At 44.8% G+C, this 19,813-nt stretch carries 13 protein-coding genes; 9 read left to right on the forward strand and 4 right to left on the reverse strand.

The window, feature by feature from the left end:
* Positions 1–302 precede the first annotated feature (302 nt).
* Together QN395_RS15660 and QN395_RS15665 are read left to right on the forward strand one after the other, a co-directional pair.
* Positions 303–3,053, forward strand: a complete 2,751-nt coding sequence (locus QN395_RS15660; protein ID WP_322118015.1) for a CHASE domain-containing protein — start codon at positions 303–305, stop codon at positions 3,051–3,053.
* Positions 3,054–3,395: 342 nt separating this feature from the next.
* On the forward strand, positions 3,396–4,133 hold the full coding sequence (locus QN395_RS15665) for a ribonuclease T2 family protein (RefSeq protein WP_322118014.1): 738 nt from the start codon (positions 3,396–3,398) through the stop codon (positions 4,131–4,133).
* Between the two features lie 163 nt (positions 4,134–4,296).
* Here QN395_RS15665 and QN395_RS15670 read toward each other — a convergent pair whose 3' ends face one another.
* The gene (locus tag QN395_RS15670; protein ID WP_322118013.1) at positions 4,297–4,899 is read right to left on the reverse strand and encodes a hypothetical protein; all 603 of its coding nucleotides are present in this window, start codon (positions 4,897–4,899) and stop codon (positions 4,297–4,299) included.
* A gap of 216 nt (positions 4,900–5,115) precedes the next feature.
* Here QN395_RS15670 and QN395_RS15675 point away from each other — a divergent pair, with 216 nt between their 5' ends.
* Positions 5,116–5,841, forward strand: a complete 726-nt coding sequence (locus QN395_RS15675; protein ID WP_322118012.1) for a GntR family transcriptional regulator — start codon at positions 5,116–5,118, stop codon at positions 5,839–5,841.
* Between the two features lie 467 nt (positions 5,842–6,308).
* On the forward strand, positions 6,309–8,528 hold the full coding sequence (locus tag QN395_RS15680) for a TonB-dependent receptor (protein WP_322118011.1): 2,220 nt from the start codon (positions 6,309–6,311) through the stop codon (positions 8,526–8,528).
* Positions 8,529–9,087: 559 nt separating this feature from the next.
* On the opposite strand, the gene icd is transcribed toward QN395_RS15680, so the two are convergent.
* Complete coding sequence (gene icd, locus QN395_RS15685; RefSeq protein WP_322118010.1) at positions 9,088–10,341, reverse strand: NADP-dependent isocitrate dehydrogenase; 1,254 nt, start codon at positions 10,339–10,341, stop codon at positions 9,088–9,090.
* A gap of 249 nt (positions 10,342–10,590) precedes the next feature.
* Here icd and QN395_RS15690 point away from each other — a divergent pair, with 249 nt between their 5' ends.
* Complete coding sequence (locus tag QN395_RS15690; protein WP_322118009.1) at positions 10,591–11,181, forward strand: pseudouridine synthase; 591 nt, start codon at positions 10,591–10,593, stop codon at positions 11,179–11,181.
* A gap of 128 nt (positions 11,182–11,309) precedes the next feature.
* Here QN395_RS15690 and rpsT read toward each other — a convergent pair whose 3' ends face one another.
* Positions 11,310–11,576 carry a 30S ribosomal protein S20 gene (gene rpsT / locus QN395_RS15695; protein ID WP_322118008.1) on the reverse strand — a complete coding sequence of 89 codons (267 nt, stop codon included), beginning with the start codon at positions 11,574–11,576 and terminating at the stop codon, positions 11,310–11,312.
* A gap of 290 nt (positions 11,577–11,866) precedes the next feature.
* On the opposite strand from rpsT, the gene QN395_RS15700 reads away from it, so the two are divergent.
* Both QN395_RS15700 and QN395_RS15705 read left to right on the forward strand, forming a co-directional pair.
* Entirely contained in the window at positions 11,867–12,466 is a 600-nt protein-coding gene (locus QN395_RS15700) for a GNAT family protein (protein WP_322118007.1), read from the forward strand.
* A gap of 59 nt (positions 12,467–12,525) precedes the next feature.
* Entirely contained in the window at positions 12,526–13,695 is a 1,170-nt protein-coding gene (locus tag QN395_RS15705) for a VWA domain-containing protein (RefSeq protein WP_322118006.1), read from the forward strand.
* Between the two features lie 112 nt (positions 13,696–13,807).
* Here the strand turns inward: QN395_RS15705 and QN395_RS15710 are convergent, their stop codons facing one another.
* Positions 13,808–14,635 (reverse strand): response regulator, encoded by an 828-nt coding sequence (locus QN395_RS15710; RefSeq protein WP_322118005.1) that lies wholly within the window; start codon positions 14,633–14,635, stop codon positions 13,808–13,810.
* 348 nt (positions 14,636–14,983) lie between these two features.
* Here QN395_RS15710 and QN395_RS15715 point away from each other — a divergent pair, with 348 nt between their 5' ends.
* Both QN395_RS15715 and parC read left to right on the forward strand, forming a co-directional pair.
* Positions 14,984–16,975 carry a DNA topoisomerase IV subunit B gene (locus QN395_RS15715; RefSeq protein WP_322118004.1) on the forward strand — a complete coding sequence of 664 codons (1,992 nt, stop codon included), beginning with the start codon at positions 14,984–14,986 and terminating at the stop codon, positions 16,973–16,975.
* Positions 16,976–17,106: 131 nt separating this feature from the next.
* Positions 17,107–19,449: a DNA topoisomerase IV subunit A gene (gene parC, locus QN395_RS15720; protein WP_322118003.1), complete on the forward strand. Its 2,343-nt coding sequence runs from the start codon at positions 17,107–17,109 to the stop codon at positions 19,447–19,449.
* The last annotated feature ends 364 nt before the right edge of the window (positions 19,450–19,813 follow it).

Below are 19,813 nucleotides of genomic sequence, written 5' to 3' on the forward strand. Positions count from 1 at the left end.
ACTGCTTGGCTAATATAATTATCAGACAAATTATTGATAAACTCAGCAATAGAGCAATATATACTCCACGTAGGTATATATTGATCGTCTATATATTTAATGGTCAGAACGGCATATTTAAAAAAAATAATGGGGAGTATATTTATTCTCTATAAAATATGTGACACAAATATCGCTCTGGGTGCTCGAAGTTTTGAATATTTCTCAGCTCTCGACCGCGGAAAATACTGATAACAAATACGCTAAAAGAATAAGCAAAAATAAATAGAAGTTCATAGCAACATCACCGCCAAGGAATCCCAATGCAGGTTGCTGTAAAACGCATGTCTGACGGTCTAAGATCCAGCTTATTGCTCCAAATTTTATGTTTGACTTTGGTGTATGCCATATTGGGACGCTTGTCTCTGCTTCTAGCGATTCCTCCTGGTTATGCCGTTGCGATCTACCCACCAGCAGGTATTGCGCTCGGCATAATTCTGACCCGAGGATATCGTCTGCTACCTGGCGTTGCACTGGGTTCACTGATTGTGAACTTGCTCATCGCTTGGGAACCAGCTCACAAGATTACAAGCAACAATTTGCTGCTTGCCACAGTACTAGCCAGCGGCGCTTGTATGCAGGCTTTCCTCAGTAGCTATCTAGTTCAAAAACAATTAAATAAGCAATTACAGAAACATACAAAGAAACCAATACAGTTCAGCAATGAACTTGCATTAGATACCGATCAGGATATTTTTACCTTTTTTATCATGGGTGCAGTTTTAGGTTGTCTGGTTAGCGCTAGCTGGGGTGTAATCGCTCTCTATGGATTTGGGATCATATCCTTATCCGATATCAGCAGTCATTGGCTGACATGGTGGATAGGCGATACTTTGGGAGTTTTGATTACCACGCCACTCATCCTGATTTTGTTTGCCAGACCAAGAGAAATTTGGCAATTCAGACGCTACGGAGTCATGCTCCCTTTGGTTATTTGTCTGATTACTGTCATCATCGCCTTCGTTTTTATCCGTAACAGAGAAGACCAAAAACAGCGACTTGAGTTCCGTTTGGAAGCAGAGAGAATTAGCCAGAAACTACAAAATAACCTTAATGCGCATGCAGATGCGGTCAAAGATTTAGAACGCCTGTATTCAGCATCAGAAAAAGTATCCCGCACTGAATTCCATATTTTTACTGAACATCCGCTCACCACACTAAAAGAAATTACTGATCTGCTTTGGGTGCCTAGAGTGCTACGCGCGGATAAAACGAAGTTTGAAGAATCCGTATTACGTGAAGGCTTTATCAGCTTCCAAATTACTGAAAAAAATAGTAACGGAAAAACTGTCCCCGCAGAAGACCGTGAGGATTACTTCCCTATCACCTACATAGAGCCATTTGAAAACGGTAAAAGAGTATTTGGTTTTGACATGGGCAGCACCGCCATCAGGCGCAATGCGATAGAAGAAGCGCGAGATAGCGGCAAACTTGCCGTCACCGATCCCCTGGTACTTCTGTCGGGGGACGACAAGTATTTTTCCGTCTTGTTATACGCACCTATTTATGCACGGGGCAAGTCCGTGACCAATATACAAGAAAGACGTGACGCATTTCGGGGTACCGCAGTCAGCGTTGTAAGAATAAAAAATCTGGTCGGTGATTTATTGAATGAAGAAAAAAAAGCCAATCTCTTACTTGAATTTTATGACCTGTCTTACCCTGGAAGTAATGGTGTTTTTTATGACTCAATCAAAGTCATCGACGCCGCTCATGTTTTCCAATCCACGATTGATTTTGGTAGTCGACAATATGCGTTTCTGGCGCAACCATCAGCGACCTATTGGGCGGCTCATACATCATGGATCACCTGGTTCACCAAATTTGGCAGCTTACTGTTTTCCGCCTTATTAGCTGTTTATGTACTGGTAGCGACCGCACATACTTTTAATGTAGAAAAATTAGTCGCGCAACGCACCAGTCAACTGCATGAAAGTGAAGCCCGCTTGCGTGCCATCTTAGCCAATGCCGCAGAGGGGATCATCACAACAGATGCGCACGGACTAATCACATCCGCCAATCAATCCGCAGAGATATTGCTCGATTATTCAACAGGTGCATTATTTGGACGTAATATTCTGGAGCTTTTCCCAGAAGTAGAATCAGCCACTTTTTTAGCAGCCTATCTGAATGACCATATAGAATCTGACATGACAGGCGACAACACCATCAGCACCGCCACAGCGGCACGTAAAGAAGTGGTCGCTAAAAAAAGAACTCATGAAGAAATTCCGCTAGAACTAGCGATGGCTAAAGTAGCGTTAGGAACACAAAATTTAGTGGTTTTAATTTTGCATGATTTGTCTGAACGAAAACGCATAGAAAAACTTAAAAGCGAATTTGTCTCCTCTGTATCGCACGAGTTACGTACACCACTCACCTCCATCCGTGGTGCACTTGGCTTGTTGGCGGGTGGTGTTGGCGGAGGATTGTCAGATCAGGCAAAAACTTTAGTCACGATGGCAAACAACAATGCTTCTCGCCTGACCTTGTTGATTAATGATTTGCTGGATTTTGAAAAATTAGAATATGGCGGTATCCAATTCAATATAGAAAAAATTATCTTGCGTGACCTAGTCAAACAAAGCATTGAAGCGAACCAGGGATATGCTCAAAACTTCTCCATCAAAATGCAGTTTTTCTACGAAGCCTCACCAGCGTCGATGGTCAGTGTTGATACCCAGAGATTAATGCAAGTATTGTCCAATTTACTTTCAAACGCGATCAAATTTTCCCAACAAAATGGCGTAGTAGAAATTCATATCCGTCAGATTGCAGATTGGGTCAGACTAGAAGTTGTGGACTTTGGGATTGGAATTTCTGCGGACTTCCAAAAAAACATTTTCCAAAAATTTAGTCAGGAAGACGCTAAAGCAACCCGTAAATATGCGGGCACTGGCTTGGGACTGAGCTTGTCTAAGTCAATGATAGAAAAGATGTCTGGCAAAATTGGCTTCTATAGTGTGGAGGGTCATGGCTCCACTTTTTACGTTGAATTACCGTTGGCGTCGTAGTGCCTTTGAATGCACTATTCTCTGCATCAGACTATCCGGTTAAAGATAATTTTTTCGCAGCTCTTACGTGAAGTATTCGCTTCAAAATTTCTCTTTTCTACATCTCCTTCAATACCCATTTCAAGCACCTACTCCAGAAATTTGCTAAGCCGCTCGACTTTATATTTTGATCAAAATATGGTTACAGTAATGTCATCGCGCTGTCATAGCAGCACTTTATATTTGCTGCCTTCGCAGTATTTTTTTGTCAATACTGTGATATTTTTGCTAGCGCTTATTCTTAAGCTCATTTCTTAAGAATAAGTTTCCCCTCCCCCCTAACATTCGTTTTAGGAGAATCACATGTTGAAGCTTTTCATTAAAACTGTAGTGAGCTTGATTGCTGTCGTTGCCATCAATACAGCGGCGCAAGCGCAGACGTACGACTATTTTTTGTTGGCAGCACAGTGGGAACCAGGATTTTGCGCAACTAGTAGCGGCAATTCTGAATGTGCCAATTTAAAAGGCAGCTATGCGGCAAGTAACTTCTCTCTGCACGGTTTATGGCCTAATGACTACACCGGAACGCAACCGTTTTATTGTGGAGTATCGCAGAAAGAAATTAATTTAGATAAGTCCAGTACATGGTGCCAAATGGATGCTTATGGTGTCACCGCAGCAGGCTTTAAAAAACTGACGCCGTATATGCCGGGCGTTGCAGAATGTCTGGATAAGCATGAGTATTACAAACATGGATCTTGCTCTGGCATGGCGACACCAGATGCATTTTGGGGTGCGGCAGAGCAATTAGTACAAGGTCTAAACAGCACAAGCTTTAACAGTTTTATACAAACGCATTTGGGTCAATATGTCACTCGTGCACAAATGTTAACCGCGTTTGATAATGCTTTCGGTAGCAATACACACACGGCAGTGTCATTGAAATGCGTCACAAGTGGCGGTAAAAATTATTTTACTGAAGCGTGGATTTCGATCAATAAAGACCAGTTGGCACAATTCCCTAGCGGCTCGTCTTTAGTCCTGGATGGAAATGTTGCCAGCACTTGTCCTAAATCGAATATCTATATTGTGAAGCCATAATTTATTTTGTCGTAATTAGAGTTACGACATCGTTTTATGTTGGAATGAAACAGATGCTCCGGTTCATTCCAAATACGTTCTTATAAATGAATATGTCCCGCTCTGTTTAAAGCGGGACATATTTTTTTAGAACATTGACCGTCACACTAATTCGGCATGCAGCTTAGTTTTGATTCAGCGCATTCTCATCATGTTTACGCTCGGACTTATCACGGTTCAATGTTTTTCCATCATATTTCACAGCTTGCTGATCACGTGCAACACCAGCCGTATTTCCGGCAGCTTGATCCGCCACTAAATCCTTACGATCACGATTTAAATCATGGCGATCATGTACGACGGCAGTTTGATCACGGTTGATATCTTTCTCTGCATGGCCAGCCTGGCGTGCCGAGTTATAGACACCGTTAGCAGCGTCTTGTTTGTCTTTTGACAGATTGCTGCGGTCGGCATTCAGATGCGCTTTTTCACGACCGACTTGTCTGCTGTCTAATTTCAATGCAGTTTGATCACGTTGGATTGCCGCTTGATTACCATTGGCTTCCGCTGCATTAAGATCTTTTTTGTCGCGGGCAACATCATGGCGATCATGCGTTAAATCAGTCTTGTCGCGATGTACATCAGCGCGATCATGATGTTCGGCTTTTTTATCGCGCTGTACGTTGGTTGCAGTATCTGCAAAACTTGGGCTGCTATATAAACCAAGCATGCCAACAGTGAGGATTGCTGTGAACAGTGTGGATGTAGCGAGGCGATTTTTTTTCATGATTTTTCTCTTTTCATGTTGAGTGGGTAGTGCTCATAAAAACGCGGGCTGGCATGGGATCGTTGACCCGATCCGGTTTGAACACTGTAAGAAGTGCAACAAACTGAAACAAGAAATGCGTATGTTCAAGTTGCGTAGATTGCTTAGCAAAGGTTCACAATCGCAAAAGAATAAAGTACAGTCTGCGTTCGATCGCTGTTCATCAAGAAGAAACGTATGAGCCTGAAATCAACTGAACTGCTGCGCCCGGTAAAAGTAACGGTAAAGCGCGGTGCTATACCAACTGACGAAAAAATCTATAACTCTGTACTAAAAGCCGTCATGAGTCAGCGCTTGCCGCCGGGTACAAAGATGACTGAAACCAGTCTTTGTGAACTTTTTTCTGTCAGCAGAACGGTGGTAAGAAAAGCGCTACAACGACTAGCGCATGACCATATTCTTGAGATGCGACCCAACCGGGGCGCCATCGTGGCGCAGCCAACTCATCAGGAAACTCGCGACATCTTCGCCGCTCGCAGAGCAATAGAGGCAGCGATTGTGCCCCTGGCGATTAACCGTGCGACACCTTTGCAAATAGCCAGATTAAGACAATTAATTATCGACGAACATCATGCTTATCACACACAAGACTACCCAAAGTGGATACGTCTTGGAGGCGATTTTCACGTCTTGCTAGCGGAAGTCGCCGGTAACACTGTGCTAATCCGTTTTTTGCAAGAACTGGTTTCTCGCTGTTCGCTAATTATTGCGTTATACCAATCGCCAGAGACGAATACCTGCCCTAACGATGAGCATAGTCGTTTGATTGATGCGATTGCCGCAGGTGACGTGACGCTGGCATGCCAGTTAATGGATCAGCATTTGTTAGATATAGAGAATGCTCTACAACTCAAAGATGAGGAGCCAGAAATTAACTTAGCCGAAATATTGGAAATCAGCTGATGGTTCGCTAAATGATCACTTAAAAATTGAAACCACTTAGATCACTTTCTATTGTGTCTTATATTTATTTAGTCCTGATCGAACACTTATCTGCATCCAGAGAGATCTTTGAACAATTGTATACAATTGTTTTTTCCATAAAATCATTCTTCTTCAAGAATATTTTCTCTTTGCACCAAAATCAAACAATAAGTAAGCCTTACTTGGTCTAAATTGATGCGGACTCTAATTATCTGAATGCCTGAATCGATAAAATTTTAGATTTAAGTGAAGAAAATTTAGCAAGCCAAATGTAGTTTGGCGAATAAAAATACAACTAACTTGTATACATTTTTTAGTTTTCATTTATTTTCCTCCCCAATTCTGGCATGCTATTTGCCTATATAAAATTAACTTGTGGTTGCACAATAAAAAGCGCGAAACGAGTAAAAAAGTTTTTTTACTTATAAAAAAGTGAGGGTTGGGAAATGAGCAAGAAATCGAAAACTTTGCGTCGGTTAAACCGAACGCGCGGAATGATGTTGACACTAGTCGCATTGCCGTTTGGTTGTGCAATGGCACAAACAGCGGTGCCAGCAGACCCAGTGAAGGCACCAGGACAATTAGAAATTGTTACCGTAACTGCCGAGCGTCGCCAAGAAAATATGAAAGATGTTCCAAGCTCCATCTCGCAATTGCGTGGAGAAAAATTGGACGTTCTGACATCTGGTGGCGGCGATATTCGCTTGTTGGCAGCTAAAGTGCCAAGTTTGAATATTGAGTCATCTAATGGCCGCACTTTCCCACGTTTTTATATCCGTGGTTATGGTAATACCGATTTCAGTACATTCGCTTCCCAGCCAGTTTCTTTGATTTACGACGACATCGTGCAAGAAAATGCTGACTTAAAAGGCTTCCCGATTTTTGATCTGGCCGGCGTTGAAGTTTTGCGCGGGCCACAAGGTACTTTGTTTGGACGTAACACACCAGCCGGTGTAGTTAAGTTTGACTCAGCCAAACCAATCCTGAACCGCACTGAAGGCTACTACAGCGTATCTGAAGCTACCTACAACACGGTCAACGTTGAAGGCGCCGTCAATGCGCCAATCAACAAAGAATGGGCAATGCGTTTTTCGATGTTAGGTCAACATCGTGACAATTTTGTGGATAACACATTCACTGGTCAAAAGAAATCTCTGGAAGGTTATAACGAGAACGCAGAACGTCTTCAGTTTTTGTATGCCCCTAACACGACCTTCAATGCACTGTTCAATATTCATGCCCGCGATACTGATGGCAGTGCCCGCTTATTCCGCGCCAATATCATCAAAAAAGGTAGCAACGATCTGGTCGATGGTTTTGACCCAGACAAGATTGCTACTAACGGCAAAAACTACCAAACTTTGCGCACCAACGGCGCGAGTGCACGTTTAACCTGGAATCTGGACGGCATCAAACTGTTCTCCATCACGGGTTATGAAGCTATTGGCAGCTATTTCAGCCGTGGCGACATTGACGGTGGTAATCCAACTGGACCTGGTTTCATTCCTTTCCAATCAGAGACTGGTGGCGGCATCCGCAATCATCGCCAACTCACGCAGGAGTTCCGCGCAGAATCTAAGAATGTCGGCCCTCTGAACTGGCAAGCAGGTTTGTACTACTTTAATGAAGGTACAACCGGTTTCAGTAACGGCTATAACAGTACGACTGGTGCTCAAACTAGCGCCGTTAATAGCCGCCAGGAAAATGATGCATGGGCGATGTTTGGCTCACTCAATTACGATTTGACAGACCAGATCAAATTACGTGGCGGCTTACGCTACACCGAAGATAAAAAATATTTCAATGCCAATGTAGTAGGTTCAATAGGACCTAGTGCAGTGCAAGAATCTGCTTCCAAAGTAAGCTGGGATGCAAGTGCAGCCTATGCATTGAATAAAGATATCAATCTATATACCCGTATCGCCACTGGCTTTAGAGCACCGAGTATTGCAGCACCGTCGACGACAGTACCAATCACCGTTGCCAACGCAGAAACCATCTTATCTGCCGAAGTTGGTATCAAGGCAGATCTGTTTAACCGCCGCGCGCGTGTTAATGCCAGTATCTATGATTTTGATATCAAAAATCAACAGTTGACTGCAGTCGGTGGGCAATCAAATACCACCATGTTGCTGAACGCAGCCAAAACAGTGGGGCATGGTGTGGAAGTTGATTTTGAAGCCTTGCTGACAGATAGATTGCGTGCAACTCTGGGGGGTAGCTACAACTTTACAGAAATTCAAGATCCAAATCTGGCCGTCGCTAAATGTGCTGCGTGTACGATTACCGATCCAATCAATTCAGCTAATCGTGTCTTGATTAACGGAAATCCTTTGCCACAAGCACCAAAATGGATTGCTAATGCAACACTGCGCTATGGCATCCCGATGAGTGACGATAGTGAGTTGTTTTTCTATACCGACTGGTCTTATCGCAGCAAAATCAACTTCTTCCTTTATGAAGCCAAAGAATTCACTGGCAAACCATTGGTCGAAGGCGGCTTACGCGTTGGATATAGCTGGAAAGACGGCAAATATGAAGTAGCCGCTTATTCCCGCAATATCACCAACACAGTACGTGTAACCGGCGGTATTGACTTCAATAACCTGACTGGCTTTATCAACGAACCACGCATCTTTGGTGTCCAGTTCAAGGGTAATTTCTAATAGAAAATTGCGTCATACTGCATAACTGATTGCATGTATGGCGCATCTTTTTCAATAGAAAACTGATATTTTATTTTTGATTATGTTGGGAGAAGCGGTAACGCTCCCAGCATTACTCTGAGCTAGTAAGCACTGCCCTCTCAAGCACTTCAACTCCCTGCATCAAACAACGATATTTTTGGTACACGTAGCTACCAACGCACCATATCTGGTCTGACTTCTGATATTTATTCGAGCCTCAACACATGATTGGCGCACCGGCAAGGTGGACTATTCTTTTGGTAATTGAAAAAATATCGATTTAATATACTCCCTCCTATTTTTACGTAATATCGCTTATTGTCCAATGATTCTATGGACAAATAAATATACTAATTAGGGGTATCTATAACTGTCGTGATTAATGGTCTAGCTTTAATGAGATAAATATCAGCTATCTTGCCCATAAATAGAATTTTAAGATCATCGACAGTACAAAATAAAAGCCCTTGATTCTCACGAGGAAAATCAAGGGCTTGCTACATAGAACGATCTAGTGCAACAAAGCACTGGATGAGTTTTACATATTTTCGATCATTACATCGCCAAAGCCGGAGCAAGATACTTGTGTTGCGCCTTCCATCAAACGTGCGAAATCGTAAGTAACTTTCTTCACAGTGATCGCTTTTTCTGTAGCGCTGATCAACAGATCCGCCGCTTCAGCCCAACCCATGTGACGCAACATCATTTCTGCGGACAAGATCAATGAACCTGGGTTCACATAATCTTTACCGGCATACTTAGGCGCTGTACCGTGAGTGGCCTCAAACATCGCGATAGAGTCAGATAAATTAGCGCCTGGAGCAATACCGATACCACCAACTTGTGCAGCTAATGCATCAGAGATGTAATCGCCGTTCAGATTCAATGTTGCGATCACACTGTACTCCGCCGGACGCAACAAGATTTGCTGCAAGAACGCATCAGCGATGGAATCCTTGACGATAATATCTTTACCCGTTTTTGGATTCTTGAACTTACACCATGGACCGCCATCGATCAATTCTGCGCCGAATTCTTTTTGTGCCAAAGCATAAGCCCAATCACGGAAGCCACCTTCGGTGTACTTCATGATGTTGCCTTTGTGGACGATCGTTACGGATGGCTTGTCGTTGTCGATCGCGTACTGGATCGCTTTACGTACCAAACGCTCAGTACCTTGACGGGATACTGGTTTAACGCCAATACCTGAGGTATCTGGGAAACGGATTTTTTTAACGCCCATTTCGTCTTGCAAAAACTTGATCAGTTTTTTAACTTGATCAGAGCCTTCTTGGAATTCAATACCCGCATAGATATCTTCCGAGTTTTCGCGGAAGATCACCATGTCAGTTTTTTCTGGCTCACGCACTGGGGATGGCACGCCTTTGAAGTAGCGAACCGGGCGCAAGCAGACATATAAATCTAACTCTTGACGCAGCGCCACGTTCAGGGAACGGATACCGCCGCCAACTGGTGTAGTCAATGGGCCTTTGATAGAAACGACATAGTCTTTCAAGACTTTTAGGGTTTCTTCTGGCAACCAGACATCAGGACCGTATACTTTTGTCGATTTTTCACCAGCGTAGATTTCCATCCAGCTAATCTTACGCTTGCCGCCGTAAGCTTTAGCTACAGCAGCATCCACCACTTTGATCATGACAGGGCTGATATCTACACCAGTGCCATCACCTTCAATGAACGGAATAATTGGATTATCTGGAACGTTTAACGAGAAATCAGCATTGACGGTAATTTGCTTACCTTCGGCAGGAACTTTAATATGTTGATACATCTTTTTCTCCGTAGATTGGGGCGATTAAGCGGATCGCGCTTCGCTCGTAACAAGCCTTGTTGGCCGAATATACATATTCAAGTAAATACAAATATAAAAATGCAAATAAATTTATTCTAAATTTACTCCGAATGTACTCTGAATGTACTCTTATATAAGACACAAGACTACCATTTCGTATTATGCACTAGTATTTTACTAGATGCCATCACTTTGCAATACTAGGCATACGCAGATTATCATAGCGCCATGAAACTGATATTACTCAATAAACCTTACGACGTGATGTGCCAGTTCTCGGCGCATCCAACGCGCCAGACATTAGCCGACTATGTCGATGTACCGAATGTCTACCCTGCTGGACGCCTTGACGCAGATAGCGAGGGGCTTGTATTGCTTACCGATAACGGGAAGTTACAACATTCGATTAGCCATCCAGATTTAAAACAGGCTAAAACTTACTTGGTCCAGGTCGAAGGTCAGCCGTCACCAGAATCATTGACGAAGTTAAGAAATCCCCTGGATTTAGGCGATTTTGTCACCAAGCCATGTCAAGTTAAGCATATTTATGAACCAGACTGGCTATGGGATCGCACCCCGCCAATACGATATAGGGAGGATAAGCCTACGAGCTGGCTCAGCATAAGCTTAACGGAGGGGAAAAATCGGCAAGTGCGACGCATGACAGCCGCAGTTGGTCTGCCAACTTTAAGATTAATACGCAGTGGAATTGCCAATTTCACACTAGAAAGTCACGCACTAATGCCAGGCTCATGGCAAGAAGTCAGTGCAGAATGGCTGGCGCGCATAAAATCAGGAAATCTTGGAAATCGTAGCTAAAGAATGAGATTTTAAGGACGCAAAAAAACCGCAATAATTTATTGCGGTTTTTTATTCATTACTGACTTTATAATTAACTCGTTAATATTATCAAAGACAATACCAAAAAACCAATTATCGCTTAAATATTAAGCAGACAAAGCCTTCAAAGCGGAAGCCAAACGGCTTTTATGACGAGCTGCTTTGTTTTTGTGAATGATTTTTTTATCTGCGATGCGATCAATCGTCGAAACGGAAGTTTGGAAGATTGTAGTTGCAACAGCTTTATCACCTGCTTCAATCGCTTTACGAACAGCTTTGATTGCTGTGCGCAGCGTCGAGCGCAGGCTGGAGTTGTGTGCGTTTTGTTTTACTGCTTGACGAGCGCGCTTGCGTGCTTGTGCGGTATTTGCCATGAGATTTCCTAAACGTGGTCGAGAGCGACGGGTTCAAAGTGAACTCACAAATTTCCACGCCGCATAATTCTGTACAGCTTTGCAGTGTAACTGTTTTTTCAAAAGTTGGCAAGCATCTCACTGGATTGACCTGAATTCCCTGCATTTTTGCTGATAGTTAATAGAAACAATAACAAACAATGAAAGAATTGTTGTATTCATCCCCAAAGTGTCGTTCTGTATCTGGGAATCATCACAAAATATTGACACACTAAGCACCTAAGCTCACTTATTTATTTGAAGGACTTCTTATGCAATGCACGCCCATCACACTTCAAGGTCGCCATGTTAGCTTAGAACCATTGCATCAAGAACATTTTGCTGAGATTCAGGCGGCAGCGGCTGACGGTGAATTATGGAAGCTATTTTTCACCTCGGTACCTAGCCCAGAAAACACGCAAAACTGGCTTGATCTTGCGTTAGAAATGCAAGATCAAAAAAAGGCAATTCCTTTTGTGATCAGGGAAAAACAGACTGGCCAGATCGTCGGTTCTACACGTTACTGCAATATCGATCATAATAATAAACGCTTAGAAATCGGTTACACCTGGTACGCCAAGCGAGTGCAAAGAAGCGCGATCAATACCGAGTGCAAGTTGCTATTGCTGTCACATGCGTTTGACATGCTTGAGTGTATCGCCGTTGAGTTTCGCACGGACTGGTTTAACCGTCGCTCGCAAGCAGCAATTGAGCGTCTAGGGGCGAAACGAGACGGCGTATTACGTAACCACACGATTTTGCCAGATGGACGGATTCGCGACACGGTGGTGTATAGCATCCTGCAAAACGAATGGGCTGGCGTAAAACAGAATTTGCAGTACATGCATGAAAAATATCAGGGCGGTAGTTAACTAATTTAATTAATACGCCGATTGCAGTAAACCTAAACCAAGATTTGCAGGAGCCAGCCGTGCTGATTGATTTTTTTTACACTCTTAAAGATGCAAAAATTCCTGTTTCGATCAAGGAATTTCTGACGCTGCTCGAAGCGCTGGACAAAGGATTGATTAGCATGTCGATGGATGATTTTTATTTTCTGTCCCGCACGATTATGGTTAAAGACGAAGCGTATTACGACAAGTTCGACAAAGCCTTCGGTCTTTACTTTAAAGGAATAGAAACGATTTTTGAAAAGAATCCTGAAATTCCTCTGGAATGGTTAGCCAAGCGCATGGAGCGCGAACTAACGGATGAGCAAAAAGCAGCGCTAGAAAAATTTGGCTACGACAAGCTGATGGATCGCTTGCAAGAATTACTCAAAGAACAAAAAGAACGCCACGAAGGCGGCAATAAATGGATAGGTACTGGCGGCACATCACCGTTTGGTAATGGCGGACAAAATCCAGAAGGCATACGCATCGGCGGCAAAGGCGGCAACCGCACTGCCGTCAAAGTATGGGAAGCGCGCGCCTTCCGCGATTACGATGATGAGCGCGAACTCGGCACACGTAATATCAAAATCGCCCTGCGTCGTTTGCGCAAATTTGCCCGTCACGGAGCAGAAGATGAGTTAGCACTGGACGCGACAATCAAAGCAACTGCCAACAATGCCGGCTACCTAGATATAAAAATGCAACCGGAGCGAAAAAACAATATCAAGGTTTTGATGTTGCTGGATGTCGGTGGCACGATGGACGACCACATTGCAAGGACCGAAGAGTTATTTTCAGCCGCAAAAACAGAATTTAAAAATATGGAATTCTTTTATTTCCATAACTGCGTCTACGATCATTTATGGAAAAACAATCGCCGTCGTCATGCAGAAAAATTTCCTACATGGGATGTCTTACGTAAATATACGCCAGATACGAAAGTGATTTTTGTTGGCGACGCCACCATGAGCCCGTATGAAATTTTACAGGCTGGTGGTTCCGTCGAATATAACAATGAAGAAGCGGGAGCAGCGTGGCTACAACGGTTTACTTCGGCTTTTCCGAAGTTCATCTGGCTCAATCCAGAACCAGAGGGATTATGGCAATACCGTCAATCGGTGTCCATCATTAAGCAAATTATGAACAACCGCATGTTCCCAGTCACCATCGAGGGACTGGAACGCGGCATGCGCTTATTGAGTAAATAAATAAGTGAATCAATAACGAATTAGCACGAGCTGGGAAGGACGAAACTTCCGAAACGATAGGCGAAATCGCCGAAGCTCACCGAACCTAGTAGGTCAACCATTATTGGTCAGCTTAAGTGAGCTGCAAAAATTTCTGTATCGTTGATAAAACCAGTTTGCGCGACAAAGGCTTATTTAAAAACCCATCGCAACTCACGCTTTGCGCAAACTCCTGGTTATACACAAACGTCTTATCGATCAAAAACATCACATTCGTTTTTCGGTGTTCATTTTGACTTTTGAGTGACCGACATAAACCATACGGATCAATATCCGGCGTCGATGTATTAATCATGGTCAATCCATATTGATATTGCGCATCCAAGCTTAAAGCTGTCTCCGCATCATTACTCATACCCACAGGAATGTTATATCGCTCCATAATTGCCGCAACATAATCTCTGAAACGCATGTCCTTATCAATAATCAAAATGCCGCCCCGTGGGGTCGCGGAGTTGCGCATTTTTTGATATACCGACGCATCGGTCAAATCAAAATCTAATCGTTCACGACGACGACGTTCGGGTATCGCCACGTCGCCATAGGCACTTAAAGTTGTCAACAACAACTGGCGCTCATCCACTAATTCATCGAGCACATCAAATAATTTACGCCAGCGAATCGGACGTGGCATGACTGCGTAAGGCAAGCTCACCTTAGTTTTACCAATTAACAAAACGGGTTGCGCGTGGCCGGGGTTGATATCAGACAGTGTTGCCAATGCTTTCATATCTTCGGCATTAACAATAAAAAGATCGGGGTCTTGCAGGCTGCCATCTCTTAAGCACAGATAGCTATAGCCCTTCTCGCGCATCACCGCAAGAACGGTAGAAAACGTGTCGTTTTCTTTAGGAGTAAATCCAATCAGTCGGATTGCGATTGTTGGGTTTTTTTCTGACATCGTTTATCCATCAACACATAACAGCTACAATGGTCGCAAATTACTTGCAAAGAAATTGTAAAAAAATTGCAAAAAAACTGAAAATAAGATCGCAGCAAAAAAGTCCCTGAGCTAAGTTAAGCTATCCTCAGCTATGATCGCATCATTCATTACCCGTTACTATTGGATAGCGATCTTATTGCTCTGATGATTGGCTCTGATGACTTTCTACCAAGCCTATTTAAAATGATTGCCAGAATACAGGCAAACCTTGCCAGCAAACAAAAATTTTGTGGAATAATTTGTCTACATGGTACCTAATTAGTACCTAATTTCCAACATCAGCGACAACCAACACGTATTTATTGCATGGCCACTAAAAAAAATACCACACCATCCGACTACAGCGAATCATCCATCCGTGTCCTTAAAGGGCTGGAACCGGTCAAACAAAGACCGGGCATGTACACCCGCACTGAAAATCCACTGCATATTATTCAAGAGGTGATCGACAATGCCTCGGATGAAGCCTTGGGCGGTCACTGTAAAAATATTGTTGTCACCCTCAATGCAGATAACAGCGTAACGGTGGAAGACGATGGGCGTGGCATTCCAGTTGGTATGCATCCGGAAGAACACGTTCCTACCGTAGAAATCGTCTTTACGCGCTTACACGCTGGCGGCAAATTCGATAAAGGCTCGGGCGGTGCGTATGCGTTTTCTGGTGGTCTGCATGGGGTTGGTGTATCAGTCACCAATGCATTATCGACACGACTGGAAATCACGGTCTGGCGTGAAGCAGGTGTGCATAAGCTAACCTTTGCCAACGGCGATGTGATTGAACCTTTGACGTCGCAAGCACTGGCACGTGGTGAGAAGAAAAACGGCACCAGAGTGTCAATCTGGCCAGACGTAAAGTATTTTGATTCGCCGACGATTTCTGCGACTGAATTAACCAGACTGTTGCGATCTAAAGCAGTCTTGTTGCCCGGCGTCAAAGTGACGTTGATCAATGCCAAAACTGGCGACACTCAAACCTGGCAATACGATCAAGGTTTGCGTGGCTATTTAACCGAGGCCTTGGCGCAATCATCCCATGGCGAGCCATTAATACCGCTGTTTGAAGGCGAACAATACGCCATTGGCGAGAGCGATGGCTTTGCAGAAGGTGAAGGCGCGGCATGGGTGGTCGCATGGACAGAAGAAGGCGCAGTCGTGCGCGAGTCTTACGTCAATCTGATCCCTACGCCAGCAGGCGGTACGCATGAATCCGGTTTGCGTGAAGGTTTGTTTGGCGCAGTCAAGAGCTTTGCCGAAATGCATTCTCTGCTACCCAAAGGCGTTAAATTATTGCCAGAAGACGTGTTTGCACGCGTCTCATTTGTGTTGTCCACTAAAGTGCTTGATCCGCAATTCCAAGGTCAGATTAAAGAACGCCTGAACTCCCGTGATGCGGTTCGGCTGGTGTCCTCCTTCACCAAACCACCACTAGAATTGTGGCTGAACTCACACGTTGATTACGGCAAAAAACTCGCCGAACTGGTGATCAAACAAGCCCAGTCACGCTTGCGCTCAGCTCAAAAAGTGGAGAAGAAAAAATCCTCAGGCGTTGCAGTCTTGCCAGGCAAACTGACCGACTGCGAATCGAGTGACATCGCCCGTAACGAACTGTTTTTGGTTGAAGGTGACTCGGCTGGTGGCTCTGCAAAAATGGGGCGTGATAAAGAATTCCAGGCGATTTTACCTCTGCGCGGTAAAGTTCTTAATTCATGGGAATCCGAACGTGATCGTTTGTTTGCGAACAATGAGATCCACGACATCGCCGTCGCAATCGGTGTTGATCCGCATGGCGTCAACGACAATCCCGATTTAACTAATCTGCGTTACGGCAAGATTTGTATTCTGTCGGATGCGGACGTTGATGGTTCGCACATTCAGGTGTTGTTACTGACCCTATTTTTCAAACACTTCCCAAAATTGATTGCACAAGGTCACGTCTGCATTGCACGCCCGCCGCTGTTCCGGGTGGATGCACCAGCACGTGGTAAAAAGCCGATTCAAAAAATGTATGCACTGGATGCAGGTGAACTGATCGCGATTGAAGACAAGCTGCGCAAAGACGGCGTTAAAGACGGTGCCTGGGCGATTTCACGCTTCAAAGGTCTGGGTGAGATGAATGCCGAACAATTGTGGGAAACCACGATGAACCCGGATACGCGTCGCCTGTTGCCAGTGGCTTTGGGTGAGTTCGATCAAGCCTTCTCCGAAGCTCGTTTCAATATGCTGATGGGCAAAGGCGAAGCCGCCGCTCGTCGCGCCTGGTTGGAAGAACATGGTAACGAAGTAGAAGCAGACATTTAGATTTCCGCCTTACAGGCGGAAAATATACTACCCATAAGTATATTTTTATGTCCATATAATTAATGGACATTAGGCGTGAAATTGGCAGATACTCCCCTATTTTTATAATTTAATCGACAAAATTAAGCACAATGAGCGAACAAGCGAATTTATTTGATCAGGCACCTGATGACGACAAAGGCGGAGGCGATGGCGGAGGCGATGGCGGAGAAACTCTGACGCTGGCCAGCTTCGCCGAACGCGCCTACCTTGACTATGCGATCTCTGTCGTTAAAGGTCGCGCCTTGCCAGATGTGTGTGATGGTCAAAAACCCGTACAGCGGCGGATTTTGTTTTCGATGAACGAACTGGGGCTGAGCTCCACTGCCAAACCGCGTAAGTCGGCAACGGTAGTAGGTGATGTTTTAGGTAAGTTACATCCACACGGCGACCAATCCGTATATGACGCGATGGTGCGTATGGCACAGGATTTTTCGCTACGCTATCCCTTGATCGATGGACAAGGTAACTTCGGCTCACGCGATGGTGATGGTGCTGCGGCGATGCGGTATACCGAGGCACGTCTAACACCAATCTCGCGTTTATTGCTCGATGAGATCGATCTCGGAACCGTGGATTTTCAACCTAACTATGATGGTTCATTTGAAGAACCGAGTTTGTTGCCAGGTCGCCTTCCGTTCGTCTTGTTAAATGGTGCATCCGGTATCGCCGTTGGCATGGCGACGGAGATTCCTTCACATAACCTGACCGAAGTCGCCAAAGCCGCAGTCGCGCTGATACGCAATCCGAACATGCAACATGCTGAGCTAATGAGCATGATTCCGGGTCCGGATTTTCCTAGTGGCGGTCAAATCATTACTCCAGCTGCCGCAATTGCCGATATCTATGCAGCCGGTCGCGGTAGCATGAAAGTACGCGCTTGCTGGAAGATTGAAGAACTGGCTCGTGGTCAATGGCAAGCCGTGATTACCGAATTGCCGCACGGTGTTTCTTCCCAAAAAATTCTGGAAGAAATCGAAGAAATCACCAATCCGAAAATCAAGTTAGGCAAAAAAACGCTGACGCCGGAGCAGGCTTCGCTCAAGCAAGTCGTATTGTCTATGCTCGATGCCGTGCGCGACGAATCCGGCCGGGAGGCTTCGGTACGTCTGGTGCTGGAGCCAAAATCCAAAAATCAGGATCAGGCGGAGTTTATGCAGATGTTGCTGGCGCATACCTCGCTCGAAACATCGACCTCCATCAATCTGGTAATGATCGGCGGCGATGGTCGTCCGCGTCAAAAAGGCTTGCTCGATATTCTCAAGGAGTGGATTACTTTCCGCTTTGCTACAGTCACCCGCCGCACTCAGTTCAAACTGAAAAAGGTCGATGACCGCATCCATATTCTGGAAGGACGGGAAGCCGTTCTGTTAAATATAGACAAGGTCATTAAGATCATCCGCGAATCGGATGAACCTAAACCGGCGTTGATGGATGCCTTCAGGCTATCCGATATCCAAGCGGAGGATATCCTGGAAATACGCCTGCGCCAGCTGGCTCGTTTAGAGGCGATCAAGATTCAGCAACAACTGGAAGAATTGCGCCTGGAAAAAACCGGCTTGCAAGATTTGCTAGACAATCCATCCTCGATGAAAAAATGTATCATCAAAGAAATCGAAGCCGATACCAAACAATATGGTGATACGCGCCGCACTCTGATCGAAGAAGCCGCTCGGGCATCCGCAGAACAGAAAGTCATCGACGAACCTGTCACCGTCGTCATCTCCGAAAAAGGCTGGGTGCGCGCACGCACAGGCCATGGTCATGACAATGCCCAGTTCACGTTTAAAGCGAGTGACAGTCTTTACAATACGTTTGAGTGCCGGACGATCGATCAGTTGCTAGTGTTTGGCTCCAATGGACGGGTTTATTCCGTCCCAGTTGCAGCGCTGCCCGGCGCACGCGGTGATGGTGTGCCGATCACTACATTGATTGATCTTGCGAGCGGTACGAAAATCTTGCACTACTTTGCAGGCACAGCCGATTCAACCCTGTTACTGGCCTCCAGCGCCGGTTATGGATTCACCGCCAAAGCCACTGACATGTTTGGCCGTATGAAGGCCGGCAAAGCCTTTATGACGCTTGACGATGGCGACGAACCATTGAAGCCGACGCTAGTCGCAGAAGAAGCCAGCGCGATTGCCTGTTTATCAGAAAAAGGTCGTTTGCTGGTATTCGGCCTGGCAGAGATCAAGCAACTCACCAGCGGCGGCAGAGGCGTGATTTTAATGGAGTTAGAACCCAAAGAAAAACTATTGGCAGCACAGGCCATCAGCCAAAGAGGTGTTCGCGTTGCCGGCATAGGGCGCGCAGCCAAACCGCAAGAAGTGGTCTTAAGCGCGTCGGCCTTGAGTATCCACATCAACAAACGTGCTCGCAAAGGTAAGGCGCTGGAATCCAAGCTCAAACCAAGTGGGATTTTTAGTGTAGGTTGAGAGAGTAAAGAATAGTTGTATCTGATATTTTAAAAATATTAAATTACATCGTCCAATAAAAATGCGGCTTACCAAAGGAAAATGCTTGGTAAGCCGCATTTTTATTGGACAATACTAAAAGGAACTTCTGAAGGGAAATCTAAAGAAATTTATAAAATGACTTAAACAGAGGATTACATTTTAAGTAGTTATCGCGGAGCGCGGCATTGCGATCACCCTCACCCTCGATCCCTCTCCCGCATGCAGGAGAGGGACGCTTGAAAGGCTTTAGATTGGGGACAACGAGGGAATTTGAATTTGAATTTGAATTTGAATTTGAATTTGAATTTGAATTTGAATTTGAATTTGAATTTGAATTTGAATT

This window comes from Undibacterium sp. RTI2.2 (genome assembly GCF_035018705.1).
In the GTDB taxonomy this organism is placed as follows: Bacteria; Pseudomonadota; Gammaproteobacteria; order Burkholderiales; family Burkholderiaceae_D; genus Undibacterium.

Excerpts from the sequence above, each read along its gene's own strand:
- QN395_RS15660 (WP_322118015.1), top strand. The coding sequence starts at position 303 with ATGCAGGTTGCTGTAAAACGCATGTCTGACGGTCTAAGATCCAGCTTA.
- QN395_RS15665 (WP_322118014.1), top strand. The coding sequence starts at position 3,396 with ATGTTGAAGCTTTTCATTAAAACTGTAGTGAGCTTGATTGCTGTCGTT.
- QN395_RS15670 (WP_322118013.1), bottom strand. The coding sequence starts at position 4,899 with ATGAAAAAAAATCGCCTCGCTACATCCACACTGTTCACAGCAATCCTC.
- QN395_RS15675 (WP_322118012.1), top strand. The coding sequence starts at position 5,116 with ATGAGCCTGAAATCAACTGAACTGCTGCGCCCGGTAAAAGTAACGGTA.
- QN395_RS15680 (WP_322118011.1), top strand. The coding sequence starts at position 6,309 with ATGAGCAAGAAATCGAAAACTTTGCGTCGGTTAAACCGAACGCGCGGA.
- icd (WP_322118010.1), bottom strand. The coding sequence starts at position 10,341 with ATGTATCAACATATTAAAGTTCCTGCCGAAGGTAAGCAAATTACCGTC.
- QN395_RS15690 (WP_322118009.1), top strand. The coding sequence starts at position 10,591 with ATGAAACTGATATTACTCAATAAACCTTACGACGTGATGTGCCAGTTC.
- rpsT (WP_322118008.1), bottom strand. The coding sequence starts at position 11,576 with ATGGCAAATACCGCACAAGCACGCAAGCGCGCTCGTCAAGCAGTAAAA.
- QN395_RS15700 (WP_322118007.1), top strand. The coding sequence starts at position 11,867 with ATGCAATGCACGCCCATCACACTTCAAGGTCGCCATGTTAGCTTAGAA.
- QN395_RS15710 (WP_322118005.1), bottom strand. The coding sequence starts at position 14,635 with ATGTCAGAAAAAAACCCAACAATCGCAATCCGACTGATTGGATTTACT.
- QN395_RS15715 (WP_322118004.1), top strand. The coding sequence starts at position 14,984 with ATGGCCACTAAAAAAAATACCACACCATCCGACTACAGCGAATCATCC.
- parC (WP_322118003.1), top strand. The coding sequence starts at position 17,107 with ATGAGCGAACAAGCGAATTTATTTGATCAGGCACCTGATGACGACAAA.